The organism is Nitrococcus sp. (assembly GCF_059432795.1).
The window spans coordinates 1-23,873 of record NZ_JBXWZQ010000014.1 but is presented as its reverse complement, the minus strand read 5'-3'; the positions used below and the strand labels follow the sequence as shown (position 1 = coordinate 23,873).

The 23,873-nt window shown below is 61.1% G+C and carries 27 protein-coding genes; 17 read left to right on the top strand and 10 right to left on the bottom strand.

Annotation, left to right across the window (positions count from 1 at the left end; genetic code table 11):
* The 7 genes from AC52Q4_RS01635 to AC52Q4_RS01605 form a co-directional block, all read left to right on the top strand.
* Nucleotides 1–1,376 (top strand): AMP nucleosidase (locus tag AC52Q4_RS01635; protein WP_495535058.1); only part of this gene is annotated, 1,376 nt, incomplete at its 5' end.
* 132 nt (nt 1,377–1,508) lie between these two features.
* Nucleotides 1,509–1,979, top strand: coding sequence for a nucleoside deaminase (locus AC52Q4_RS01630; RefSeq protein WP_495535057.1), 471 nt, complete (start codon nt 1,509–1,511; stop codon nt 1,977–1,979).
* Nucleotides 1,980–2,013: 34 nt separating this feature from the next.
* Complete coding sequence (locus AC52Q4_RS01625; RefSeq protein ID WP_495535056.1) at nt 2,014–3,072, top strand: adenosine deaminase; 1,059 nt, start codon at nt 2,014–2,016, stop codon at nt 3,070–3,072.
* Between the two features lie 38 nt (nt 3,073–3,110).
* The gene (locus AC52Q4_RS01620; RefSeq protein WP_495535055.1) at nt 3,111–3,236 is read left to right on the top strand and encodes a hypothetical protein; all 126 of its coding nucleotides are present in this window, start codon (nt 3,111–3,113) and stop codon (nt 3,234–3,236) included.
* Nucleotide 3,237: 1 nt separating this feature from the next.
* Entirely contained in the window at nt 3,238–3,690 is a 453-nt protein-coding gene (ssb, locus tag AC52Q4_RS01615) for a single-stranded DNA-binding protein (RefSeq protein WP_495535054.1), read from the top strand.
* 623 nt (nt 3,691–4,313) lie between these two features.
* The gene (locus tag AC52Q4_RS01610) at nt 4,314–6,038 is read left to right on the top strand and encodes a hypothetical protein (RefSeq protein WP_495535053.1); all 1,725 of its coding nucleotides are present in this window, start codon (nt 4,314–4,316) and stop codon (nt 6,036–6,038) included.
* 273 nt (nt 6,039–6,311) lie between these two features.
* The gene (locus AC52Q4_RS01605) at nt 6,312–6,857 is read left to right on the top strand and encodes an acyloxyacyl hydrolase (protein ID WP_495535052.1); all 546 of its coding nucleotides are present in this window, start codon (nt 6,312–6,314) and stop codon (nt 6,855–6,857) included.
* 37 nt (nt 6,858–6,894) lie between these two features.
* Here the strand turns inward: AC52Q4_RS01605 and trxA are convergent, their stop codons facing one another.
* The 5 genes from trxA to AC52Q4_RS01580 all read right to left on the bottom strand — a co-directional run bounded on the left by trxA (nt 6,895) and on the right by AC52Q4_RS01580 (nt 12,269).
* A complete protein-coding gene (trxA, locus tag AC52Q4_RS01600) occupies nt 6,895–7,218 on the bottom strand; it encodes a thioredoxin (RefSeq protein ID WP_495535051.1) in 324 nt (107 codons plus the stop codon).
* 82 nt (nt 7,219–7,300) lie between these two features.
* Nucleotides 7,301–7,657: a DsrE family protein gene (locus AC52Q4_RS01595; RefSeq protein WP_495535050.1), complete on the bottom strand. Its 357-nt coding sequence runs from the start codon at nt 7,655–7,657 to the stop codon at nt 7,301–7,303.
* A gap of 198 nt (nt 7,658–7,855) precedes the next feature.
* Nucleotides 7,856–9,799, bottom strand: coding sequence for a glucans biosynthesis glucosyltransferase MdoH (gene mdoH / locus AC52Q4_RS01590; protein WP_495535049.1), 1,944 nt, complete (start codon nt 9,797–9,799; stop codon nt 7,856–7,858).
* 13 nt (nt 9,800–9,812) lie between these two features.
* Entirely contained in the window at nt 9,813–11,363 is a 1,551-nt protein-coding gene (locus tag AC52Q4_RS01585) for an OpgD/OpgG family glucan biosynthesis protein (protein WP_495535048.1), read from the bottom strand.
* A 429-nt stretch (nt 11,364–11,792) separates the two neighbouring features.
* A complete protein-coding gene (locus tag AC52Q4_RS01580) occupies nt 11,793–12,269 on the bottom strand; it encodes a PRC-barrel domain-containing protein (protein WP_495535047.1) in 477 nt (158 codons plus the stop codon).
* A 775-nt stretch (nt 12,270–13,044) separates the two neighbouring features.
* On the opposite strand from AC52Q4_RS01580, the gene AC52Q4_RS01575 reads away from it, so the two are divergent.
* The 5 genes from AC52Q4_RS01575 to AC52Q4_RS01555 all read left to right on the top strand — a co-directional run bounded on the left by AC52Q4_RS01575 (nt 13,045) and on the right by AC52Q4_RS01555 (nt 18,290).
* A complete protein-coding gene (locus tag AC52Q4_RS01575) occupies nt 13,045–13,518 on the top strand; it encodes a PRC-barrel domain-containing protein (RefSeq protein ID WP_495535046.1) in 474 nt (157 codons plus the stop codon).
* A gap of 284 nt (nt 13,519–13,802) precedes the next feature.
* Complete coding sequence (locus AC52Q4_RS01570) at nt 13,803–14,450, top strand: MlaC/ttg2D family ABC transporter substrate-binding protein (protein ID WP_495535045.1); 648 nt, start codon at nt 13,803–13,805, stop codon at nt 14,448–14,450.
* Nucleotides 14,451–14,790: 340 nt separating this feature from the next.
* The gene (locus AC52Q4_RS01565) at nt 14,791–15,852 is read left to right on the top strand and encodes a Wzz/FepE/Etk N-terminal domain-containing protein (protein ID WP_495535044.1); all 1,062 of its coding nucleotides are present in this window, start codon (nt 14,791–14,793) and stop codon (nt 15,850–15,852) included.
* 119 nt (nt 15,853–15,971) lie between these two features.
* Nucleotides 15,972–17,249, top strand: a complete 1,278-nt coding sequence (gene tviB / locus AC52Q4_RS01560) for a Vi polysaccharide biosynthesis UDP-N-acetylglucosamine C-6 dehydrogenase TviB (protein ID WP_495535043.1) — start codon at nt 15,972–15,974, stop codon at nt 17,247–17,249.
* Nucleotides 17,250–17,279: 30 nt separating this feature from the next.
* Nucleotides 17,280–18,290, top strand: coding sequence for an NAD-dependent epimerase (locus AC52Q4_RS01555; protein ID WP_495535042.1), 1,011 nt, complete (start codon nt 17,280–17,282; stop codon nt 18,288–18,290).
* 112 nt (nt 18,291–18,402) lie between these two features.
* On the opposite strand, the gene AC52Q4_RS01550 is transcribed toward AC52Q4_RS01555, so the two are convergent.
* Genes AC52Q4_RS01550 through AC52Q4_RS01540 form a run of 3 tightly spaced genes read right to left on the bottom strand, consistent with a single transcriptional unit; the run spans nt 18,403 to nt 20,069 of the window.
* Nucleotides 18,403–19,476, bottom strand: a complete 1,074-nt coding sequence (locus AC52Q4_RS01550; protein ID WP_495535041.1) for an endonuclease/exonuclease/phosphatase family protein — start codon at nt 19,474–19,476, stop codon at nt 18,403–18,405.
* A gap of 57 nt (nt 19,477–19,533) precedes the next feature.
* Nucleotides 19,534–19,914: a DUF4112 domain-containing protein gene (locus tag AC52Q4_RS01545; RefSeq protein ID WP_495535040.1), complete on the bottom strand. Its 381-nt coding sequence runs from the start codon at nt 19,912–19,914 to the stop codon at nt 19,534–19,536.
* On the bottom strand, nt 19,911–20,069 hold the full coding sequence (locus tag AC52Q4_RS01540; protein WP_495535039.1) for a YqaE/Pmp3 family membrane protein: 159 nt from the start codon (nt 20,067–20,069) through the stop codon (nt 19,911–19,913). The genes AC52Q4_RS01545 and AC52Q4_RS01540 overlap by 4 nt, the downstream gene beginning before the upstream one ends.
* 472 nt (nt 20,070–20,541) lie before the next feature.
* Here AC52Q4_RS01540 and AC52Q4_RS01535 point away from each other — a divergent pair, with 472 nt between their 5' ends.
* Nucleotides 20,542–21,252: a phosphoadenylyl-sulfate reductase gene (locus AC52Q4_RS01535; protein ID WP_495535038.1), complete on the top strand. Its 711-nt coding sequence runs from the start codon at nt 20,542–20,544 to the stop codon at nt 21,250–21,252.
* A 179-nt stretch (nt 21,253–21,431) separates the two neighbouring features.
* Here the strand turns inward: AC52Q4_RS01535 and AC52Q4_RS01530 are convergent, their stop codons facing one another.
* Both AC52Q4_RS01530 and AC52Q4_RS01525 read right to left on the bottom strand, forming a co-directional pair.
* Complete coding sequence (locus AC52Q4_RS01530) at nt 21,432–21,833, bottom strand: type II toxin-antitoxin system VapC family toxin (RefSeq protein WP_495535059.1); 402 nt, start codon at nt 21,831–21,833, stop codon at nt 21,432–21,434.
* Between the two features lie 5 nt (nt 21,834–21,838).
* Nucleotides 21,839–22,078 carry a type II toxin-antitoxin system Phd/YefM family antitoxin gene (locus AC52Q4_RS01525; RefSeq protein WP_495535037.1) on the bottom strand — a complete coding sequence of 80 codons (240 nt, stop codon included), beginning with the start codon at nt 22,076–22,078 and terminating at the stop codon, nt 21,839–21,841.
* 270 nt (nt 22,079–22,348) lie between these two features.
* On the opposite strand from AC52Q4_RS01525, the gene AC52Q4_RS01520 reads away from it, so the two are divergent.
* From AC52Q4_RS01520 to AC52Q4_RS01505, 4 genes are all read left to right on the top strand, one after another.
* Complete coding sequence (locus AC52Q4_RS01520) at nt 22,349–22,585, top strand: type II toxin-antitoxin system Phd/YefM family antitoxin (RefSeq protein WP_495535036.1); 237 nt, start codon at nt 22,349–22,351, stop codon at nt 22,583–22,585.
* Nucleotides 22,585–23,007: a type II toxin-antitoxin system VapC family toxin gene (locus AC52Q4_RS01515; protein ID WP_495535035.1), complete on the top strand. Its 423-nt coding sequence runs from the start codon at nt 22,585–22,587 to the stop codon at nt 23,005–23,007. Before AC52Q4_RS01520 ends, AC52Q4_RS01515 begins: the two co-directional genes overlap by 1 nt.
* Before the next feature lie 237 nt (nt 23,008–23,244).
* Nucleotides 23,245–23,592, top strand: a complete 348-nt coding sequence (locus AC52Q4_RS01510; RefSeq protein WP_495535034.1) for a MarR family EPS-associated transcriptional regulator — start codon at nt 23,245–23,247, stop codon at nt 23,590–23,592.
* A gap of 5 nt (nt 23,593–23,597) precedes the next feature.
* Nucleotides 23,598–23,873 (top strand): transcription termination/antitermination NusG family protein (locus AC52Q4_RS01505; protein WP_495535033.1); only part of this gene is annotated, 276 nt, incomplete at its 3' end.

The window sequence follows — 23,873 nt, the reverse complement described above, 5'->3', positions numbered from 1 at the left end:
TTGAGCGTATCCGGCAACGCTATCAGCAATTCGTCGCCGGCAACCACGCGGTGCAGCCGCCACTGGATGCGTGTTATCCGTATATCGGTGTCGAGATTGGCGCCGAGCATCTGGTAACGGTTGCCCGCCCGGCGTATGGCAGCTTGCGCAACCCCGGCGTGCACGGGACAACGCTGACGCGCCCCGATCTTTTTGCCGACTACTACCGCGAGCAGATCGAGCTACTGCTCAAGCATCACCGTGTTCCGGTGCAAGTCGGCGTGAGCCGGCAGGCAATCCCATTACCGTTCGTAATCGAGGAGGCGACCGCCGATCTCGGACGCGAGCAGCTGCAGGCCATGGAGTCCGTGTTCTATCTGCCCAACCTGGGGCAAATCGATGACGCCATTGCCAATGGCACTTACCGCACCCCACCGGGGCATCCCTATCCGCTGGCGCTGTTTCCGGCGCAGCGCACCGACCTCGCCCTCCAACGACTGCATCATTACACGGGCACGGACCCGTCCCATTTCCAGGGCTTCGTCCTGTTCACCAATTACCAGCGGTATGTCGACGACTTCATCGCCTACGGCCATCAGCAGGTCGAGCAGGATTCCGAGTACGTCGCTTTCGTCGAGCCAGGCGATGTGGTTACTGCCAATCCCCGGTTCAGCAAGCGCTCATCGACGAGCCACTCGCCTGCTCATTTGCCGCCGATGCCGGCATATCATCTGGTACGCGAGGATCGACTCGGCATCACGCTCATCAATATCGGCTTCGGTCCTTCCAACGCTAAGACCGTGACCGACCATTTAGCGGTGCTGCGCCCGCATTGTTGGCTCATGGTCGGCCACTGCGGAGGGCTGCGCCGATCTCAGCAGCTCGGTGATTATGTCCTGGCCCATGCTTATATCCGCGAAGACCATGTGCTCGATCAGGACTTGCCGCTGTGGGTGCCGCTGCCGACCATCGCCGAGGTTCAGGTTGCATTGCAGAGCGCGGTCGTGCAGATAACGGGTTTGACGGGCACCGACGTTAAAACCCGCCTGCGCACCGGTACCGTGGCTACGACTGACAACCGGAACTGGGAATTTCGCTATGAGGAGCTCTACGAGCGATTCAGCCAATCGCGCGCCATCGCGGTCGACATGGAGAGCGCAACCATCGCTGCGAACGGTTTCCGGCTCCGGGTCCCGTATGGCACGCTGTTGTGCGTTTCCGACAAGCCGATGCACGGCGAGCTCAAGCTGCGTAGTATGGCCAACGCTTTCTATCGCACCCGAATCAACCAGCATTTGTCCATTGGCCTGGAGACCATCCGTATACTCAAAGCAGGTGGGGTCGACGCGCTGCACTCGCGCAAGCTGCGCAGCTTCGATGAACCGGCCTTTCGCTGAGCGGGTGCATCGAGGCCGCAAGAGAATGGCCCGCAGTTTACCCGCGCGGGGCCGTGCTCTCTATCGTTGATGGCTGCGCAGGTATGCCCCGGTTTGGCGGAGTATCGACGGTGCTGATTGGGAGATAGCCACATGGATCATGCGGCCTTCATGCGACGCGCTATTGATCTCTCCTATGAGAAAATGAATGCCGGTTCCGGCGGGCCGTTCGGGGCAGTGATCGTGCGCGATGGCAGTGTGATCGCGGAGGGATGGAATCGGGTCTGGAGCGCCGTTGACCCGACCGCCCATGCCGAGGTGGTCGCCATTCGCCGGGCCTGTCGCGCGCTGGGCGCGTATCAGCTGATCGATTGCTGGATCTACACGAGCTGCGAGCCTTGCCCAATGTGCCTTGGTGCAATCTACTGGGCGCGTTTGGAGCGCATCTACTATGCGAATACCCGTGGTGATGCCGCCGCGATCGGTTTTGACGACAGTGTCGTATACGAGGAGCTTGCCTTGCCGTTGAGCGAGCGCCGTATCCCGGCGCAATGTCTGCTCAGGGACGAGGCCGCTGCCGTATTCCGGGCGTGGCAGGACAAGCCCGACAAGCTATTGTATTGAGGCGAGGCCGAGTATCTCGCAGGAGAGCAACAGCGTGACCCGCACTGCAAGCCATGACCGGGACGAGGCACTCGATAGGTTCATCGAGGCCATGCCGAAGGTGGAGCTGCATCTGCATATCGAGGGGACGTTACAGCCGGAGAGTGCGTTTCGCTTCGCCCGGCGCAACGGTGTCTCGCTTGACTTTGCCGATGTGGAGGCGCTGCGACGCGCCTACGAGTTCGAGAACCTGCAGTCGTTTCTGGATTTGTACAACGCGACCATGGGCGTTTTGTGCACGGAAGAGGACTTCTTCGACCTTACCTGGGATTATCTGGAACGAGTCGCCGAACAGAATGTAGTGCACACGGAGATCTTCTTCGATCCTCAGGGACACACGCGGCGCGGAGTCCCCTTTGCGACCGTGGTCGAGGGTATCAGCCGGGCTCTCACGGCCGCCGAGCAGCGCTTTGGTATCAGCTCACGGCTTATCCTTTGTTTCTGGCGCCACCTGAGCGAAGCGGACGCGTTCGCTACCTGGGAGCAGGCACAGCCGTACCTCGATCGTTTCGCGGCCGTAGGGTTGGATTCGAGCGAAGTGGGTAATCCGCCGGAGAAGTTCCAGCGTGTTTATGCCGAAGCACGTGCCGCCGGATTGAGGGCGGTGGCTCATGCCGGTGAGGAGGGAGGACCCGACTATATTTGGGGGGCTCTGGATGCACTTCATGTCGAGCGCATCGACCACGGGGTGCGTTGCCTCGAGGACGGGGCGCTGGTCGAGCGCTTGGTCCGCGAGCAGATTCCACTCACCGTCTGCCCACTGTCGAACCTGCGCCTGCGCGTGGTTGGCAAACTCGCTTCGCACAATCTCTCCCGAATGTTGGCGCGTGGTCTTTGCGTGTGCGTGAACTCGGACGATCCCGCCTATTTCGGCGGATACATAACCGAGAATTTTCTCGCTGTGCGCCAAGCGCTGGAGCTGGTTCCAGCGCAGGTGCTCACGCTGGGACGTAACGCGATCGACGCAAGCTTCCTCGGTGCGGATGACAAAGCGGTGCTCCACGAACGGCTGGAAGCCGCAGCGGCGGAGCATGGGTTCGGTTTCGGCGGATGAAACGGTCCGGCGCAACGCGCTGAAGGAGCCGTCTTCCGATGAGAGGCCAAGAGAGCCGAGGTTTTTTGGTCTGGCAGAAACGCCTGGTGCGGCTCGACGGATCGGGCCCGGTAAGCCTCGCGGCGGTGCTACCCACGAATATTCGTTTCCAGCAGGAGGATTAGAATGGCCAGAGGCGTCAATAAGGTAATCCTGATCGGCAACCTCGGTGCAGACCCGGAGGTTCGTTACAGTCCCAACGGCAGCGCTGTCACCAACGTGCGCCTTGCCACCACGGACGTCTGGCGGGACCGGCAAAGCGGAGAACAACAGGAGCGCACCGAATGGCATCGGGTGGTTTTCTTCGCGCGCCTGGCCGAAATTGCCGGTGAATACCTGCGCAAAGGTTCCAAAGTCTATATCGAAGGGCGGTTGCAGACGCGCAAGTGGCAAGCTCAGGATGGGCAGGACCGCTTTACCACCGAAGTTGTGGCGAACGAGATGCAGATGCTTGACAGCCGTGCCGAGGCCTCTGCCAGCGAACGCACGCGTGGCGGCGATTATCAGGCGCGCGAACCCGAGCCGCAGACGGCACAGACAATGCCGCAAGAGGATTTCGACGACGATATCCCCTTCTAAGCGCGTGCCGGAGTGAGCCGGGGCGCTGCGAATTTTTCTGGGCAATCGCGCACCAGACGAGCGGCACCCTCTTTTCCATAACACCGCGGCTCATGCGCGCGGTCCGGTCTTCCGGAATCATCCGGCCTGTGACCGAGAGCGGTGTTACCGACCGAGGCGCACCGATTCGCAATCGCTGGTTACGGATCGGTGCCGCCGAGCCCCTTCGGGAAAGTCTTCCTTCGCCCATCCTTGCAAGCCCTCGCCAATGCCACCTTTCCATTACGACCCCCATAGGGCGCGCCGCGCCACCCTCTGAGCATCATTTCACCCGACGACCCCTACCGCAGATGCGGATATTGACCGGTGACACATGCTTTCTTCTGGCGACGGTGATGTGTCGCCATGCCTGAGGCGGTGAGCTAAGGCACTTGCTTGATAACGCGAAGCCGGGTCGAGCGGCCTAGTCACGGCGCTCCGTGATGCCTTCAGGCATCGAAGTCGTAGGATCGGCACTTCGCCTACGGCCAGCGTTGAGGAGGTGAACTGTTAAAAATTGCACAAATTCGGTACCCGTTGACTGTTGATTCATCAGGATCGGCGACCAGTTCGCGTTTTCCCCTTTCGAAATTCCGACAATGCTAATGAGAAAGAGGTTGGCCACCGCCGATAAAAACATCAGCAGCGTGGTCCGGAGCGATCATGGATCGAGGGGGGGCGGCTATGGGCCGCCCGAAGTGGCGATGGGGCGCAAGCGTTTGGAATTGCTCATCAGCACGATGGGGGAGCCGCGGCTGTGCGGTTTGCGCGCAGCCGTCCTGCAGGCTGCGGCCTTAAGGTCGTGCTACGCGGTCCGCGCGCCGGCGTGGGCTATCGGCATTTGCCTGGTCGCTTTGACGATTCTGTGCGGTGGGGTCGCCTCGGGGACGATGGCGAAGACGGACGGCTCGAGGACCGAGGTCGATCGAAACGGCATGTCAGCGACGGACGACCCGCTGGCCAACGGAAATTATGAGAGTGCTGCGGAATCGTCCGTTTCTCACTCCAAACTTCCGATGCTGCCCGGCGCGGACCGGGGGACACGTGAAGACGACCGTGAGCTGCACACGCAGTTGGCCGGGTTGGGCCGACGCAGCGATCCGACATTGCGCTACGAACAAGGCCTCCTCTGGTTGAATCATACGGATCAGGGCGCGCAGGGGGTGGGCATGAGCGTGCTCCCGTTAAGCCAGAACGCCAAGCGATTGACCATCGACGGCGTGTATATTGATCACGCGGTCGGCACTCAGGCGGCGAGTCACAACCGGGCATGGAGTCTGGCGCTCAATAGCCGCTGGCTCAGTGAGCGACTGACATTGCATGCGGAATACGCGCAGAGCCGGAAGAATCGAATGGCCTGGGGAGCGCTGCCCGAGCGGAAGTCCGACCAGGCTTATACGCTGCTGGCGGATTACACGGATCAGTCGCGGTTACTCGGCAGCAGTCCGCTCTCCTGGGGGTTGACCGTGAGTTGGCAACAGGCAGGGGGTGCGTTTTGGAGCCCTACGGCAGGCGACGTTTCTCGCGATAGAGCAACCGCGCGCATCGCCACCGACGTCCATTGGAAGGACTTCGATGCCCGCTTGGGTTTCGCCCAGGCGACGAATAACGTGGCCGATGACCCCGGCGTGCCGACGCTGCGCATGAACGAAATGACGGCCGATCTGCGCTATGCGCCTCGGCAGGCGCTTGGATTTTTGAGCCTTGGTGGGCTGTTCGCCGCACCGAATTACACATTGAATCTAAAACACGAGCGCACCGGTCTCGCACAGGCGTCCCAGCCTAACGGGGTCGACATGGCCGACCGCTACACCGATACGGCAAGCCTTTCAGCGCGTTTCACACCGGGACCGTGGTGGTGGGAGGTGAGCTACACGCATTCGCGGCAGGCTGTGCTCGGTCAACACAATAACGCCAACCTGGAGAAAAACCTCACGCAACTGAACTTGTACCTGCCTCTGGATGGGTATGGGTGGCTGGATTTGACCCCGATGCTGCGCTGGAGCTTTGCTGAGAGCCGAGGCTCCTCCGAGTTCCGGACGATGACCGGGATGCTTGGTGGATCGGCGTCACTGATTCCGGAACGGCTGGCCGCCAAGTTGCATTTCAGGGCGTATCGCCGGTGCAGTTCCCGTGAGCCGGTGAGAGACGAGACGGTGGCTTTGGAGAGTTCGCTCGACTGGACGCTTCGCCAGCCGCGGGGCAATCAACCGAATGTGACGCTCTCGCTCAGCGGTAGCTACCGATACGCCGATAGCGCGGCCAGCAGTGCTTCCGGGCAGTACCAGGCATTTTCCGGCATTCAGGTCACCTGGCCGAATGCAGATTGATCCTCCGGGCTGTGCATGCCGGACGTCTGGGGGGGTGCCGTAAACGCTTCGTTTTGCCTGAGTGCGACTGATCCGCGACTTACCCGCGCTTGAACGAACGCCCGCGGTGGGCGTCTCGGCATGAACTCCCACGCCATGGAAGGGCCGAGCGATCCGTGAAGCCTGTGCGGCTCGGGAACCCCTACGTTGAGAGTTTACTCAAATGTGTATCAGTGCTCACCAAGGCGGTTGAATTCGCGGTGGGTGCCTGTCTAGTAGCACAAGGAGCTGGTCATGCCCCCGCGAGCGGGACTGCTCTTCGCCATTTTGTCTCTATTTTCCACCCCATATGCCCTCGCTGCCGGGCCACCGGCACACCTCGCCGCTAGTATCGGCGCTTTCGGCGTACGAGATCAGGTGGGCGCATCGCTCATGGGGAGTCTGCAATACTATGCTGCGCCCCGGCTTTTCAAGCGCACCCTGACCTCGCGGTTCCAAGGAATCGGCCCGATGCTCGGCCTATCGGCCAATACGGACGGCGGGGTCTTCGGGTATGGCGGTGCTTATGCGGCCGTGCGCGTGTTCGATAATGTTTATCTGCTGCCATCGGCCGGTATCGGCGGCTACGCGCGGGGGCAGAGCAAAGATCTGGGTGGCGTCCTACAATTCCATCTCGGCGCCGGGCTATTTTATCAGCTGAAAAGCAATGATTGGCTGCCTGCGGGCACGCGGTTGGGCGTGACCTACACGCATATTTCCAACGCTTTCATTCACAGCTCCAATCCCGGCGCCGACAATCTGCTGGTCAGCGTCAGCGTGCCGTTGTCGATGGGTTTCTGAAGCGCGGGGCCAGCGGCCGGCGAGGCCATTCCATCGCTTAGAGATGGGCGTCGATGAGCTCGGCAAGCTCAGTTTTCGAATCCGCGCCGATCTTCAATGCCTGCACCTCGCCGTCCTTGAACAGCATCAGCGTAGGGATGCTTCTTACCCCGTAACGCATCGCCGTATCGGGGTTGTCATCGACGTTTAGCTTGCCGACCTTCGCGCGACCGGCGTACTCCTCAGCGAGGGTTTCGATCATGGGGCCAATGGCTTTACAGGGTGCGCACCACTCCGCCCAGTAATCGATGAGCACGGGGCAGTCGGCTTGCAGGACCTCCGACTGGAAGTTTTGGTCGGTGAGCTGTAGTACGGCGCTCATAAGTCGAATACCTCCGTCAATTGGGCTGGGTCTTCTCCCGCAAGCTGCATGGCGGGTACGGGTCGCGAAACGGGAAGGCTCATCAGAATTCGATGTTTTTATCCATGCTGAGGAGCGCGTCGACGAAATCCCCCATCTTCTTGTAGGTGGCTGTGCTGACCCAGTTTTCAGGACCGACGTTACGACCTTTGCCGCATGCTTGACACACCCACAAAGGCACCTTGTTGGCGACGAGGAATTCCAGGCCCTCCTGCATCGACGGCATGTTGACGCCGATTATCGAGGGGTAGACGTTGCGATTGGCGAGTGTGGCGGCCTCGCCCTGGAGCCACACTGTCACGTCATGACCTTGTTCGACGGCCGCCTTGGCGGCCAGCACGCCGAGTGTGGCCCGCGTGGGGTCATCGGTGCCGGAAGTAACGGTGATCATGACTTTCATGGAATTTCTCCTGCTAGCGATGAAGCGCAGAGCTATTGGAATCAAGCCTGAGCGGTAAGGCGGGTGATCGCACGAGGCCAAGCCTCGCACGCACTCCAAAGCGATGCAAGCACTTGCCGGGGGAATGACCCCGCGGGCACCACAGCCGGCGCCCGGAAGGTCGAAGCGAGCGTCGGCAGGCAGACGATCGTCACAGCCTCAGGTTTTTCGCCGGACCCAGATTTGCCCCTCGTCTCCTTTGATTGGTGACCGACGCGCGAGAGCCTGCAGCGGCATCTCGCGGTAGCGAACCGGTGGGAGAGACGGTTTCCAGCCAGGCGATGGCGTGTTCTCCGTGCGGGCGGCAAGCAGTCGTTGGACTCGCTGCAGCACCATGGGCACCTCGGTCTCCGAGGGTGCCAGGAAGATACCGCAGCGGCGCAGGCGCTCGCCGAGTGCCGGACTGCTCGAGAGACTGATCAAAGGCGCCGCGATTACCAAGCCGCTGAGCACGGGCAGCAGCCACCAGAAAAACTGCGGTGCCACAATCCAGGTCGCGCCGCCCCAGAGAAGCCCCACCAGCGTCCCCGCCATCGAGTAGCGCAGCGCCTCGGTCACGGCAATGCGGCGCCCCATACGCTCCTGGGGGCCCCACGAGGTTTGCTGACCAAGCAATATGAGTACGACGAAATAGGCGTGATAGGTCATCATTATCGGTGCGATCAATACGGCGAAGACGGTCTCGACCAGCGCGCCCCGCAGCAGGCGTGCGCTGCCGCCGAATGCCTGGCGTTGACGCCGACGCAGCAGACACCATCCGATGCCGAGCGTTTTCGGCAGGAGCAGCATCCCGATGGTGATCGACAGCAAGGAGACGATTTCGCGCGTTTTGACAATCGGCCAGTTCGGAAAGAGCTGATAGCCCGAGCTGAAGAATTGGGTTCCCGTCAACGCATGTTCCACGGCGTCCACCGTGCTCAGCGTCAGCATGATGAGCCATAGCAGGGAGGACAGGTAGGCAGTCGCGCCGAGCAAGAAATTGAGCCGGCTCAGTGGCCGCAAGCCGGGTGCCGCGAGTAATTTCAGATGCTGCAGATTGCCTTGCGCCCAACGCCGATCGCGCTTGACGAAATCCAATATATTGCTCGGCACCTCTTCGTAGCTTCCCCGCAGGTCGGGCAGGAGATAGACCTGCCATCCAGCGCGCCGCAGCAGGGCCGCCTCGACGAAATCATGGCTGAGGATGTCGCCGCCGAACGGCGGGTCACCGGCAAGCGTCGGCAGCCCACAGTTCTCGGTGAAGGCCTGGACGTGAACAATGGCGTTGTGCCCCCAGTAGTTGGCCGCCCCCGATTGCCAGAAGCTCAGCCCCGTGGCGAGCATGGGGCTGTAGAGTTCGGCGGCGAACTGCACGAATCGCCCGAACATCGTCTGCGCGCGAACCGGGATGGGCACGGTCTGAATCAAGCCCGCCTGCGGATTGGCTTGCATGGTGCGAACCAGAGTGACCATCGCCTCGCCGCTCATCACGCTATCCGCGTCGAGCACGATCATGTACTCGTAATAGCTTCCCCAGCGGCGACAGAAATCGGCGATGTTTCCGGGCTTGCGGCCGGTGTTACTCGAGCGGCGCCGGTAGACCAGCCGGCCACGGAAGACGCCCGCCAAGCGTTGCTGAAGGGCCGCCCATGCCGTTTCTTCCTCGCTTGCCACATTGGCATCCGTGCTGTCGCTGAGCAGATAGCAGTCGAACTTGTCCGACTCCCCAGTTGCCACCAGCGATTCGCAAGTCGCCTCCAGCCCCGCGATGACCCGGGCGGTATGCTCGTTGTACACGGGCATGACCAAGGCCGTGCGGGTAACGATGGGCATATCGCCGGCCCGTGGCGTCCGACGTCGCCGTAACGTCAACGGGTCGAGCCGCAGCATTCGAAGCGTAAAGCCGAGCATCGCCGTCCAAAAGGCGGCCACGATCCAGGCGAAGGCAACGGTGAACAGGACCAGGATCGATCCTTCGATCAGCGTCGTTCCGTTGGCCCGCAGTATGTCGAACATCATCGCCACGGCGAACGCGGTGCTCGTCAGAATCAGCGTAATGAAGCCCAGAACACGCAGCCGCTGCCCGGGTACCCGGAGCGTGTAGCTGCTCGGGAGTTTGTGCATGTTTTGCGAACCGTTATCGCAGAGCATCGGGATACCAAACATAATTCCAGGTCTCGCTTAGACGCTGACCATGCAGCGTAAGGTACAAACGCATATCGGCCGGTCGTTCGCCGTCCGGGTTGAGCTTGAAAGCGACCCGCCATCCCTGCCCGTTGGGCAGCGGTTGCACCGTGTTATGGATGATCTCCCCAGAGGAATTGGTCAGTACCGCCTGCACCGGCTGGGTGGCGGCCGAGGGCAGCTCGCGACCGACGAAGTCGACGATGAGCTGGCGTTGACTGCGCGGTGGTTTGTCAGGGGCCCCGGGAATCGCTCCCCAGCCGTTACGCGTTCGCTTTACACGCGCAGCGGATTGCGTGGCGAGTCGGGAGTCGAACGTCTCTAATCGATAGTCGTACGTGCGCTGATCGCCCGCGTTGAAGGGTTTGTCAGGCACCCAGAATGCCACGATGTTGTCGTTGATCTCTTCGCCGGTCGGTATTTCCACGAGCTGCACGGCGCCTGTGTCCCAGTCGCCGCTGCGAGGAGTGATCCAAAGGCTGGGGTGCGTTTCGAAACGGGTTTCCAAATCCAGATAGTGAGTGAAGTCCCGGTCGCGCTGAGCAAGCCCGAATCCGCGCATATTCTCGTCCCTGAGCCCCGTGATCCGAAGCTGATTCGGGTTGGTCAGCGGGCGCCAAATCCACTCACTTCCGGACGAATGCATGAGCAGGCCGTCGGAGTCGTGCACTTCAGGGCGGTAATCATCGGCGAAGGTAACCCGGTTCTCGCCGTGCAGGAACATGCTCGTCAGGGGGGCGACGCCGAGCTTTTCGATATCGGAGCGCGCAAACAGCCTCGACTGCACTTCCAGCGCCGTGTTTTTGCCGGGAATCAACTCCATTCGATACGCGCCGGTTGCTGATTCGCTGTCGAGCAGCGCGTAGAGCGTCATCGTTGTTGCCCTCGGCGCCGGCTTCACCAGCCAGAATTCCCGGAACTGTGGGAACTCTTCCCCCGTGGGCAAACCGGTGTCGATCGCCAGCGCCCGGGCCGAGATTCCATAGTTCTGGTCGCGTCCCAGCATTCGAAAGTAGGAGGCGCCGAGAAAGGCGATGAGCTCGTCTTTGTACGCCGGTTGATTGAGCGGGTAATGAATGCGAAATCCCGCAAAACCCGACACTTGCTTCAGGTGGCCCCGCAGATTCTCGTTTTTCCCGTAATCGAAGAGCTCAGGAGTGAATTTCAGAGGCTTCACCTGGCCATCGGCAACGATATGGATCGTCACGGGGTCTTGGTAGAGAAACCCGAGGTGGAACAGCTGGACGGCAAATAGGGCCTGCCCCTGCCACAACGCATGATCCGGACGAAAGCGGATATCACGATACTGATCGTAGGTGAGCTGGGTCAGCGCGTCCGGCAGCTGGCGTCGGGGCGGCTGATAGGGTTCGGACGCCAATTCCCGGGCTTCTTTGATGATGCGGTCGAAAAGTTCGTCCCCCGCATTCTGCGCCGATGCCGAAGTTGCAAGCAGTAGACCGGCGATGAACAAACGCAGCGAGAGAGCGTCAAGGACACGATACATCGAACATCCCTTAAGGTTGCACAACCCGCAGATAACGCTGCCGCCGAGGCAGGCAAGAGGCCCACGCACTGAGAAGGCGATGCTTCACGGCGGCCGGCGGGAGATGGCAGCCGCAAAGTCGCTGACCGGCATTCTGAGGTCAGCTCGACCGACCTATGGACCGGCCTGCTTCAGGAATGGTTCCGGAGCCGGTAGGCTCCTTGCGACTTCCGCAACAGGCCGCGTGTTTACCGGCCCTGCCGCCCAACACGCCACTGTCGAGGAAAACGACGCGCTAGCCGTTTTTCTTCCTAGTCAGGCGATTGTTGTGCAATTTGCGCGAAAGCGATTGCCCGAGGGGAGGCTGGAAACGAGGGGGATTCCATCTCGGGCAAGACGGCCTTTCCGCGGGCGCGGCACCTGCGTCAAAGTTTTCCTGAGAACGTCCAATTACATGTCCGGGCCCGTCGAGCTTTCTTCCGGTTCTTTCATCGGCTCCTCCTTATGTGCCGTAAACGACGGCGCCTTGTCGAGCTCTTCCTTGCTGAGGCTGACTTGGACGATTTTGTTCTGGCCGTTGATCTGAACTTCGCTCAATGGCAGGGCCACATGCTTGGCGCCTAACCCGAGAAACCCGCCGACCGAGATGACAATCCCCACCGGACGCTGGCTCTGATCCAGGATGAGATCCTCGACTCTGCCGACGTTCTCATTCTTCAAATTGGTCACTGAATAGCCGATAAGGTTGCTTGCGAGCATCTGCTGTTCGGTTTGCCGTTCAATGAACCTGGAACTGCTAGCCGCGCTGGAGTATTCCCGACCTCCTGCGCCCGCCTCATCGGCCGGGTCAGCGCCCATCATCCGATCGTTGCCATCGCGTGTGGAGCCCGCCTGCGGTTCGGGCGCTCCATTGTCCTGGTTGGGCATCGGCTGCGCTTGCTGGCCGTTCAGCGCTTGAGGCTCCGCGGCGAGCGCGAGTAACGGGGCGCTGGCAAGCAAAGTGGCCGCTAAAAGACCGGTTGTTAGGTTTTTCATGCTGGTGAGTCTCCTTGTTAGCGCCATAGCCTTGATCTCGCACAAATGATAAGCAATTATTGCGCCAACATGCTTTAAACTTGAAAAAACAATAGGATAGTGCCTAATTTCGCGATCCCGGTCAGGCCTGCCGGCGCAACGCGGCGTTAAGCTGTCGCCGCTGCCCGACAGGCCGCGGTGCCGACTATTCTATACGGTCGGCATCACCTGACCTCGAGTCGTGCGATCAAGGCAAGCGAGATATGTGCGCGCTGCCTCAACCACTTGGACGTCACGCGAACTTCGCCGTATTCTGTTGATAATGAGCGTCATGATTTCGCAACCCCGTGGCGGGGCAGCGCGCAAACCGATCCGGCCCGCTGGGCAGCGGTTACGCCGAACTGCCCGCAAGACGCCACCGGGTGGAAGACCGAAGGCGGTGTCACCCGACAACGACGCGAGATACGCTAATAAGATCAATTTGTTGCCAAAAGACAATAAGCTACCCGTCGGGAGATTACGACAAAACATCCCCGAGAGCAGCGTCTATTGCCAAATTTAGAAGCAAAAAATTTGCCAAAATAAAAACTCCGTCCCCAATTCGGCTTTTCCCGCGGAAATCGGGTTCGGAGTGGTTACGACGCCGCTCGCCGCCACAAGTGGAGGTAATCCCATGCGAACGAAATCAATGACCGGTGTGATAGCTTTTGGCATCCTCGCTCTAATGACGACCCCTTCGCTTCTCGCCCAGCCCGAAGTTCCGACGGAACAGCCGGAGGAGACTCAGGCGGTACCGGGTTCCGGGGCGATTGGCATAGTCGGTGAGAGGGTCAGCAACGAGAGTGGAGAGAGCCTCGGCGAGGTGGTCAATGTCCTGATTGCGCCAGCCTCCGGCCGAGTCAGCGCCTTGGTGATAGGGATCGGCGGTGTGTTCGGCTACGGATCCTACAATTACGAGGTGCCCTGGCAGCGCGTGCAGCTTACCGAGGAGGGTGAGGTGCGTCTCGACGTTTCCCGGGATAAGGTGATTTCCGAGTTTCCGGCGTACAGACCTCATGCGCCGTCCTCCGGCAAGGAGCCGGCGAAGGATTCTGACGCGGATGAGCGCGCCTCGCCACCGGAATCCGCAGCTCCGGGCGAGTCGCCCGAGACGCAGGAATGACAGCCTGCGCGGCGCTTCCCAGCGGATCGTTGGCATCGCTGCTGCAGCTTGCGGCGCCGTAGCGCTATGGCGCTGCGAGGCGGCTCGGGAAGGGCGCTGAAGGGCGGCGTGGCTGCCCTGGCGCTTGTCCGGCAACTGCGAGCGGTGGGGGCGCGGACATGCGGATTCGCAACATGCGAGGCGGGCGGATATGCGCACCGGCAAGGCGCCAAGGGGGGAGTTGAGTGGTCTTCGTCGGGATGGGCGGGTCATACCCCGTGCAACGAATCTTTGGAGGCAGGACAATGAATTCGACCGCAGGACGGAGTTGGATATGGCAGATCGTGGCCTTGACGGCCGCATTCTTGCTGTTCACGGTCAGCAACTCGTCCGCATTCGCAACGACCAAACCGCTACCCCCTGATCAATTGGTGAAGCAGACCACGGAGGAGGTATTGCAGCTTCTCCGGGAGCATAAAGAGGAGTTGAAAGAACATCCGGAACGCATTTACGGGCAGGTCAAGGACCTGGTGATCCAGCATTTCGATTTTCGGCTCATGAGCCGATTCGTGCTTGCTCAGAGCTGGAACCAGGCCACGCCGCAGCAGCGCCAGCGTTTTGCCACGGAGTTCCGCGAGTTGCTCGTGCAGACCTACGGGTATTCCCTATCGGAGTATTCTGGACAGACGGTCAGCTTCGAGGGCGCGCAGATCAACTCCTCCGGAAACCGGTCCCTGGTCCGCACAGTGGTCAAACAGCCAGACGGCCCGGATCTTCCGATAAATTACCGGCTGCACCAGACGGCGCATGGTTGGAAGGTCTACGATGTGATCGTCGGTGGTGTCAGCCTGGTGCAGAATTACCGCAGCTCATTTCGCGCGCAGATTCGCCGTGGCGGGTTCGATCGTTTTCTCGACGAGCTTCAGCAGCGTAATGCCCGTTCGGTTCGATAAGCTAGGCCGCCTTCGCGGCGGCCATTGTCCAACATCTTGCGCCAACATGCGCGTATGCAGTTCCCGGGATGGCTCCAGCATGTTATATAGCTGTCATTCCCAATTGCGACGGGCGCTCTCGCATGGCGAGACGGACGGGTGTTGTGCTGGCCCGCGCAATCAAGGTGCCTCAAAGGCAACGCGCGATCGCGCGCGGCTCAGGCGCCCACCGCTGGAGCCGATTGCAGGAAAGCGCAGTTCGATCTGCACATGCCCGCATCTTCGCAGAGTCCGCGTTTGAGCTGCTTTGCGTTTACAGCGCCTGCATGGAATAGCAAAGCCAATGTCATCGGAATTCCCTGTGTCATCCGAATACCCTGCCCTTGCTCCAGATAAACGGCCACTGCCGCGAGCGCCGGACGATGATGAGATCAGCCTCATTGATCTATGGATCGTTCTGGTGCGCCGTAAATGGGTGGTTGGCGGTGTGCTGCTGCTTTGTCTGCTACTTGGGTTGGCCTGGGCGCTGCTCAAATCACCGAGCTACCAGTACGAGACGACGATCCAGGTGGGCCAGGTGTTCAGCGGTGATGTCTTGCAGCCAATCGAGCCGGTCGGCTCGGTGCTCGCAAAGATTCAGGAGACCTACATTCCGCTCGCTCGCGGTCGCGTTCTGAGTGGAGAGGCCACGGGCGGCTTCAAGCTCGAGGTGCGATCCCCGGCGGACAGCGCGCTGATCGTGGTCACCGGCGAGGGGCCGCCCGCGCAGCAGGCCACCTACCACAGGCTGCTACAAGGGGTGCTCGAGCAACTCCAAAATGATCTGCAGCCCCGGTTCAAGGCAGCTCAGAAGGCCATCGAGCGCGACCGCATGGGTGCCGAAGCGCGCTTGCAGCAGCTAGAAGCGGAGGCGAGCCTGTCACAAGCGCAGCTCAAGCGCCTCGATGGTTGGACGGAGACACTCGAACAACGGCTGCAGGATACGCGCGCCGAATTACAGGAATTGCGCCGCCAGCGCGAGGCGCTGTTCAAGCGCCCGGCAAGCGACTCGGACGAGGGGCAGCTTATTGCGCTCAACGCAGATGTCGCGAGCCTGCGGGAAACCATTAGCGACCTTCAGGAGCAACTCGGCCGGCGGATACCGGAGCAACGCGACGAGATCACGCGCGAGCTGAAGCAAAACGTGGTCGAGCAAAATGCGCAGCATGCCCACATTCAGGGGATTGAGGCGCGAGCGGCCGCGTTAACGCCCACCCGGGCGGTGCTCGAGCCGCAACGGCTGCCTGAGGCTACTGGAACGAGCCCGGTCGTGATTATGGCGCTTGCCGGTGTCCTGGGGCTTATGTTGGGGGTATTCGCCGCCTTCTTTACAGAGTTTCTCGCGCGAGCCAATGCGGTGATGCGAGCAAGCGCCGAGCGCTAGCGATGGCTCGCTCTGGCGGTTGCCGGGCCGCGGACGCCTTTTGTGAGCTGGTTTCCAGTGCGGCTTGGCCGCCATGACGCGCAAGCGTGCTGATTCAGGGAAAGTGGGGGAAACACAGGATGATACAGCTCGAGCAAGCCCGCATCGCGGTCATCGGCCTTGGTTACGTCGGGTTGCCGCTAGCGGTTGAATTCGCCACGCAGCACGACACGGTCGGTTTCGACATCAATGGGGCGCGAATCGCCGAACTCAGCCAAGGGCGGGACAGTACCCGAGAGGTAACGCCGCAGGAGCTCGCCGCGGCCCGCCGGCTGCGCTATACCGAGTCCGTCGCGGATCTGCGCGATCGCAACGTCTATATCATCACCGTCCCGACGCCCATCGACACTTACCGGCAGCCGGATTTGCGGCCGCTGTGCAGCGCAAGCGAGACCGTGGGGCGGGTGATTGCCGCGGGCGACATCGTGATCTACGAGTCGACGGTCTACCCCGGCGCGACCGAGGAGGTCTGTGTGCCGGTCATCGAGCAGGTCTCCGGTCTGCGCTACAATCACGATTTTTACGCCGGATACAGCCCGGAGCGCATCAACCCGGGTGACCGCGAACATCGCGTCTCCAGTATCGTCAAGGTCACATCGGGTTCCACGCCCGAGGCCGCGCGGTTCGTCGACGACCTATACCGATCGATCATCACAGCGGGTACGTATCCGGCGGACAGCATCCGCGTGGCGGAGGCGGCGAAAGTCATCGAGAACACCCAGCGCGATGTGAACATCGCCCTGGTCAATGAGTTGGCGATGCTTTTCGAACGGCTCGGCATCGACACCGAGGCCGTGCTGCAGGCGGCCGGCACCAAGTGGAACTTCCTACCGTTTCGCCCCGGTTTGGTCGGGGGCCACTGTATCGGCGTGGACCCGTACTACCTGACCTACAAGGCACAGGCGGTCGGCCATCACCCGGAGATGATCCTTGCCGGGCGGCGCATCAACGACGGTATGGGGAGCTATGTGGCGGCCGAGGTCATCAAGCTCATGACGCAGCACAAGCTTCAGGTGGTCGATTCCAACGTGCTCGTGATGGGTCTGACCTTCAAAGAGAATTGTCCGGATTTGCGCAATACGCGTGTGGTGGACATCGTCAACGAGCTGCGCGAGTACAATGCCAACGTCGAGGTTTGCGATCCGAATGCGGAGCCCGAGGAGGCCGAGGCGGAGTTCGGGCTGACGCTACTGCGCGAGCCGCTGCCGGCCCGGTACGATGCGGTTATTCTGGCCGTCGCGCACGATCAGTTTCGGGAGATGGGCGCAGCGCGTGTCCGCGCCCTGCTCAAGCCGCACGGAGTACTCTACGATATCAAGTATCTGTTCCCCGCGCACACCGTGGATGGCCGGCTATGACCGCCCCGTCTCAGTCAAAGGTTTAAGAACATGAAGGTCCTTGTCACCGGAGCCGCCGGCTTCATCGGTTATCACGTCGCGCAATATCTGCTCGACCGCGGCCGAGAGGTGGTCGGCCTCGATAATCTCAATGACTACTATGACGTCGATCTCAAGCTGGCGCGCCTGGCGCGGATCGAGGGGCGGGATCGCTTTCGCTTCGTGCGCCTCGATGTGGCCGAGCGCGAGGGCATGGCGGCGCTGTTCCGTCACGAGCGCTTCGAGCGCGTCATCCACTTGGCGGCTCAGGCCGGGGTGCGCTATTCCCTTGAGGACCCGCACGCCTATGTCGACAGCAATGTCGCCGGTTTCATGAATGTGTTGGAAGGCTGCCGCTACAACTCGGTCGAGCACCTCGTCTATGCATCGACCAGCTCGGTCTACGGTTCCAATACCCGGATGCCCTTCTCCGAACGGCAGAACGTCTCCCATCCGCTCGCCATCTACGCGGCGACCAAACGCGCCAACGAACTGATGGCGCACAGCTATTCCCATCTCTTCGAACTGCCGACCACGGGGCTGCGGTTTTTCACCGTGTATGGCCCCTGGGGCCGGCCGGATATGGCGCTGTTCAAGTTCACCCGCGCCATTCTCGAGGGGCGGCCGATCGAGGTCTACAACTACGGCCATCACAAGCGCGATTTCACATACGTCGATGATATCGTCGAAGGGGTGGTGCGTGCCTGCGACAAACCGGCGGAACCCGATCCAACGTGGCAAAGCAATCACCCGAACCCGGCGAGTAGTCAGGCACCGTATCGGCTCTACAACATCGGCAACAGCCGCCCGGTGGATTTGTTGAAATACATTGAGGTGCTGGAGGATTGCCTGGGTCGCAAGGCGGACAAGCAACTGCTGCCGCTACAGCCGGGGGATGTGCCCGATACGTGGGCCGATGTCAGCGCGCTCAGCGAGGAGGTCGGCTATCAGCCGAGCACGCCGGTGGAGGTTGGGGTAGAGCGCTTCGTGGAGTGGTACCGGGATTACTACCGCGATTCGTGACGGATCTGAATCTGATGCGGTGAGGTGCGCCAGCCGATCGAGCTTGTCCTTGCGCTAACATTGCAGCAGCAAGCCTCTCGACAGACCGAGTGTAGATCTGATCCCAGCGGCCTCACAGCGGCCTGTGAGAGACCGCATTGATCTTCTCGTGTGCGCGGCTGCGCTCCTCGGCATCGGGCAGCGGCGCTTGCTGCTGCGGCTCGGCCCGCGGCTCATGGTGCAGCACGATCAGGATCGGGAAATGGTCGGAGCCGAAGTAGGGTAGCGTTCGAATCGATACCAGCGTGAAATCGTCCGAGTGGAACAGATGATCCAGCGGCCAGCGCAGAAACGGATACTTGGCGTGAAACGTGCTGAATCGTCCCCGGCCGAGACGCGGATCGAGCAAGCCACTGATTTTTCGAAATAAGGTCGTGGTCCGGGACCACGCCACGTCGTTGAGATCACCCGTTACGATGACCGAGCGGTTGCCTTTGCTTACCGCTCTTCCCACGATCAGCAACTCCGCATCCCGCTCTGCGGACGTTTCGTTCTGCGTGGGGCTCGGCGGCGTGGGATGCAGGCAATGAAGCTCAAGGAGGTGGCCTGAGCGCAATACGAGCTTGGCATGCATGGAGGGGATGTCCTCTTCGACCAGATAGCGGATCTCGGGATCGATGAGCTCCAGGCGGGAATACAAATGCATGCCGTAAAGATTATCCAACGGGCACTTGAGGCCATAGGGCCGTGAAGGCTCGAGTGGAGCGAGCTGTTGCTGCCACCACCCATCGCTCTCTAGGGTGAGGACAACGTCCGGATCCGCCTCTTCGATGAGCCGCAAGAGCTCGTCCGCTTGCCGGTTCGGAGTGAGAACGTTGGCCACCAGAATGCTGAGCGTTTCCTGCGGCGCCGGGTTGTGCGCCGACAGGACTTGTTTTCTCGCCAGTGGCGTATAGGGCAATATCCAGTGGAGCTGCCAGAGGGTCGCGGTAAGCGCCGCGGCCAGGATGGTATAGTCGATTGCGGAGTGCGCGAAGACCCACGGATAGGCCGCAAGTGCCAACGCGCCGAGCGTCGCGATCTGCAGGCGCGGGAAATCGAATAAGCGGATCCACCAGTCGGTGCGGCGCATTATGGGAATGGCCGTTGCCAGCACGGGTACCAGAGCGAGGCTTACCACGAGCGCTTTGATGGGTTCGGCAAGCATGGTCTCTAGCGAACGGCGGTGGATTGGCGTCACTAGAATACCATTGCGCGGCCTCCATTACGTCCGTGCGTCGAACAGTGCACGCTCGAGTAGTTCCAGATTCCGGAGATTGGCCTTGTAACCGGCGTCGAAGACGTCCCCTAGCACCGGGATACTGCCTGCCGTGGTATCGACCAGCAGATTCAGAAGCATTTTCAGCAGCGTCCCCGATGGCACACCGAGCCGTCCGGCTTCCGCGATGAGCCACAACGATATCGCCGCGCTTGCGGCATCTCCGACTCCCGGCACAAGCCCGATCAACGGATCCAGTCCAATGCGCCAGCGAGTGCCGGGTAGCCGAAACTCGCTATCGAGCAACCGCGCAAGACGCTGCAATCGCCGGACACGCCTCAGCGCGTCGGGCGACAGGGGCGCAATTGACGCGTCGCTTCGATTCATCGCTTGGCGATGATCCACACGGCGTGCACGATTCCGGGGATATAGCCGAGCAGCGTAAGCAGAATGTTCAGCCAGAATGCGCCGGCCAGGCCGACTTGCAGAAACACGCCAAGCGGCGGCAGCAGTATCGCCAATATGATTCGTATCAGGTCCATTTTATTCCTCATTTCTATCAAAAACGGAAAGGGAGAGTTCCCACCCGAATAGACTGCTTGCGCCAGGCGCAGTTCCTCGATTGGGTTGGCTTTCCGCCGTGTGCCGGCGGTGCCGAGCGCCGGCTCAGCGCTCGATGGGTCCGCCACGGCGCCGCGCTTCTTCTGTTGGACAGATGCATTGGATTTGGCCTTGAGCCGAATCGTTCATACGCCGGCGTTCTGACCGAGCATGGGAAGGGCGCCACGGATGAAGGCCGGCTCACCGCAAACACATTGATTCGGCTGCCGCGGGAGCCATCGCTGAGCGCATGCCGACATTCGACTCTGGCGCAAGGCGAATGGTTGCCCTTAGAATAGGGCCGCTGCACTGCATCGAACGCTATCGGTGCATCGATGGCGGAGCCCGAGGGCGTCCGCCCTAAAAGCAGAATCGCCTCCATCGGTCAACGAAAAGAAAGGATATCTCCCATCTATGAGCGGAATGCAGCAGGCGGTTGCGCTTGGTAACAACAACGCTGGCGTATCCCCCGAGACTCTGGCGCAGCTCAATCGCAGTTATGCGCCGCTCGATTTCGAAGCCCGGATCCGCCGTCTATATCTCGACTTCGCGGCGGATCGAATCATGGTGACCTCCTCTTTCGCGGCCACCTCCGCGTATTTCCTGCATATCATTTCGCGCATCCGCCCGGAGCAGAAAATTTTCTTCATCAACACCGGGTTCCACTTCACGAAGACACTGGAGTACCGCGATTACCTCATCGAGCTCTACAATCTTCGGGTAGAGGACATCCGGCCGGATCCGCATCATTTTCATTACGCGAAAGAAGAGCGTCTCTACGAGACCGATCCGGATCTGTGCTGCGCCGTAAACAAGGTTCAGCCGCTGGAGGCGGTAAAAGAAGGGTTCGATGTCTGGGTCTCCAGCCTGATGCGCTGGCAGACCGACCACCGTGCCGAGCTGCAGATCTTCGAGGAACGCCGCGGTCTGATCAAATTCAATCCCATGATCGACGTCACCCGCGAAGAACGTGACGCCTACATTCGCGACCACGATCTGCCTTTTCATCCGCTGGTCGCCGAGGGCTATGCGTCGATCGGCTGCTCACACTGCACCGTCAAGGGCGAGGGCCGCAGCGGACGCTGGCAGGGGAAGCCCAAGACCGAGTGCGGTCTGCACCTTTGACAGCTGGAGCGCAGCGCACCGCCGCGGGAACTCCACGCGGCTTAACGGGTTCGGGCGCCTCCTCGCGGTCTCTGGTAGGGGGAGACGATACCCCGCCACTCAGCAGTGCGCCTGTCAAAAAACAGTAGGGGCAATAGCCAAGCGTGTTGCGTCTGGCTTATGAGCTTGACCGTTACAGGTCAGCTCGGCTCATAGATGACAACCCCCGCTTCGAGAGAAGCCTGGTGCATCCCGTCGTCCAGCGTCGCCAGCGGTAGCCGGTCACGCAACGCCAAGTCCAGATACAGGGCGTCATAGGCCGTCCGCCGGTACTTGCGGCAGAGTGCAAGCAGGTGCGGGGGGCTGGGTACGACAGTGTCCACGACGACCGGTAGCGCCGCCAGCAATCGCAATGCCGTATCTACCTTGGCAGCGCCGATTCGCCCCCGCCGTTCGGCAATCGCTAGGGCATTGGTTGTCTCAACGGGCCAGAGCCATGGAACGACAGCCCGTTGCATCTTCAGCGCGGCGCGAACGCCCTGAGCGTAGTTGTTGAACTCGTCCTCAAAGAACCAAGCCAGCGCAACCGAGGCGTCGAGCACGAAGCTCAACGCCGCCCCTCTTCGATCAGCTCGCGAAGACGTAGGCCGTCGAGGCGATTCCCGCTGCGCAACCGGTCCATCTCGTCGAACACCGCATCGAGATCCGACCTGCTAGGCGGTGCCACTGGCACGAGCCGAGCGACGGGTCGCCCGTGTCGCGTTATCGTTACCTCTTCGCCACGCTCGACCCGATCCAGCAGCGCTGCCAAGTGTGTCTTCGCTTCGTAAGTGCCGACTTCAGACATTGTACTAGACCAGAAATGCAGACCTATTACATCGTAATCCAGCCGCCGTAACCCGGCAACAGCTGCTGTAGAAAATGCAGCCGTGCGTTCCGAGGCTCTGCGCTTGCGAGTGCGGTGCAAGAGAAGCTTTGCGCGCAGCAGGCGTGTGAGCGCTGTCAGCGGTTAGGCCATGGCGCCCCCACCCAAGAGTGTGCCTTACTGAAGCCCTCCGCCGGTTTCTCCGTGGGGTGCTCGTGTGTACAATAGTCTTGTACACAAAGGCCGAAGCTTATGAAGACGATCAATGTGCGTGACGCCCGTGAGAGCATTTCTCAGCTACTGGATCTTGTCCAGACAGGGGAGGAGGTCATTATCCTGCGGCGTGGCAAACCCGTGGCTCGGCTGATCGGGCCGGAGCGCAGGGGGGGCTCGTTCCCGGACCGAAGCCAGCTGCGGAAAAGCCTCCCGCCAATGTCGCACTCGGCTGCTGAGATGGTGCGCAGTTTACGTGACGACGAACGTTACTGATGCTCTATCTGGATACGAGTGCTCTTTTGCCGTATTACCGCCAGGAGGTCTCCAGCGATGCGGTGCAACGTCTTCTCATGGCTCAGCAGCAAGTCGTGTTGCTCAGCCAGCTCACTCAGGTGGAGTTCGCTTCCGCATTGGCTCGGTGGGTGCGCACAGGGGAGTTGACGGAGCCGCAGGCCAACCGAGTTGAATCAGCCTTTCACGAGGACGTGAGCGAAGGTCGATTTCAGCTCAGGCCGGTTGCCCCGAGCGCTTTTGAACGAGCCCATCATTGGTTGCTCAGGCGGAAAACGGCGCTCAAAGCGCTCGATGCCCTGCATCTGGCCTGCGCCGAGCACAGCGAAGCCGAACTCATCACCCTGGATCACGCCCTATATCAGGCAGCTGAATTTCTGGGCATCCAGGCTAGGCTCGTTTAACAAACCGTCCCGGCTGAAGAATGAGCTGGATAGAGATAGCGCACCGTCGCAAAGCCTGTTGCGACGGACAAGCTCACCTCGACCCGCCGACCCATCGCATTCTGAATACGACCCCTTGTCTTTGGCCTCGGGTTGTGGTGTAAATAACCTCTGTTCATTCATTGAACGCAGTTAGGACCCCGCGCGCCTCTGCGAGAGCCGCCGCGATGGGCAGTAGCCAAAGCAGCAGACCGAGCCATGCGCCCCGAGGATCTACGCTTCCAGGTACTGCGCTACCTGGAGCAAAAACCGGACATGACCCAACGCGAGCTCGCTGGCGCGCTCGGCATCAGCCTCGGGCGGGTCAACTACTGCATGCAGGCGCTGATGGAACGGGGCTTTGTCAAGGCGGCGAACTTTCGCAACAGCCGCAACAAGCGCGCCTACCTCTACAAGCTGACCCCACAGGGCCTCTCCGAGAAGGCCGCGCTCGCGCTGCGCTTTCTGCGGCGCAAGGAGCAGGAGCGCCAGGCGCTGCTCCACGAAATCGAGGCGCTGCGCGCCGAAATCGGCCCGGCCCAATCGCATGAACGACACGGAGAGTAACCACCATGCGGCGCTGGTACGCTGTGCACTGCAAGCCGCGGGAGGACGAGCGGGCCGAGCGGCACCTGATCAACCAGCGCTACGAGGTCTTCCGCCCGCTTGCCCGGCTGCGCCGGCGCCGTTGCGGCCGGCTGGCAACCGTCACCGAATCACTCTTCCCCGGGTATCTCTTCGTGCATCTGGATGCTCTAGCCGAGAACGCTGCCCCCATTCGCTCCACCTGTGGAGTGGCGGGGCTCGTGGCGTTTGGCGGACGCCCGGCCGAAGTGCCGGAGCCGGTC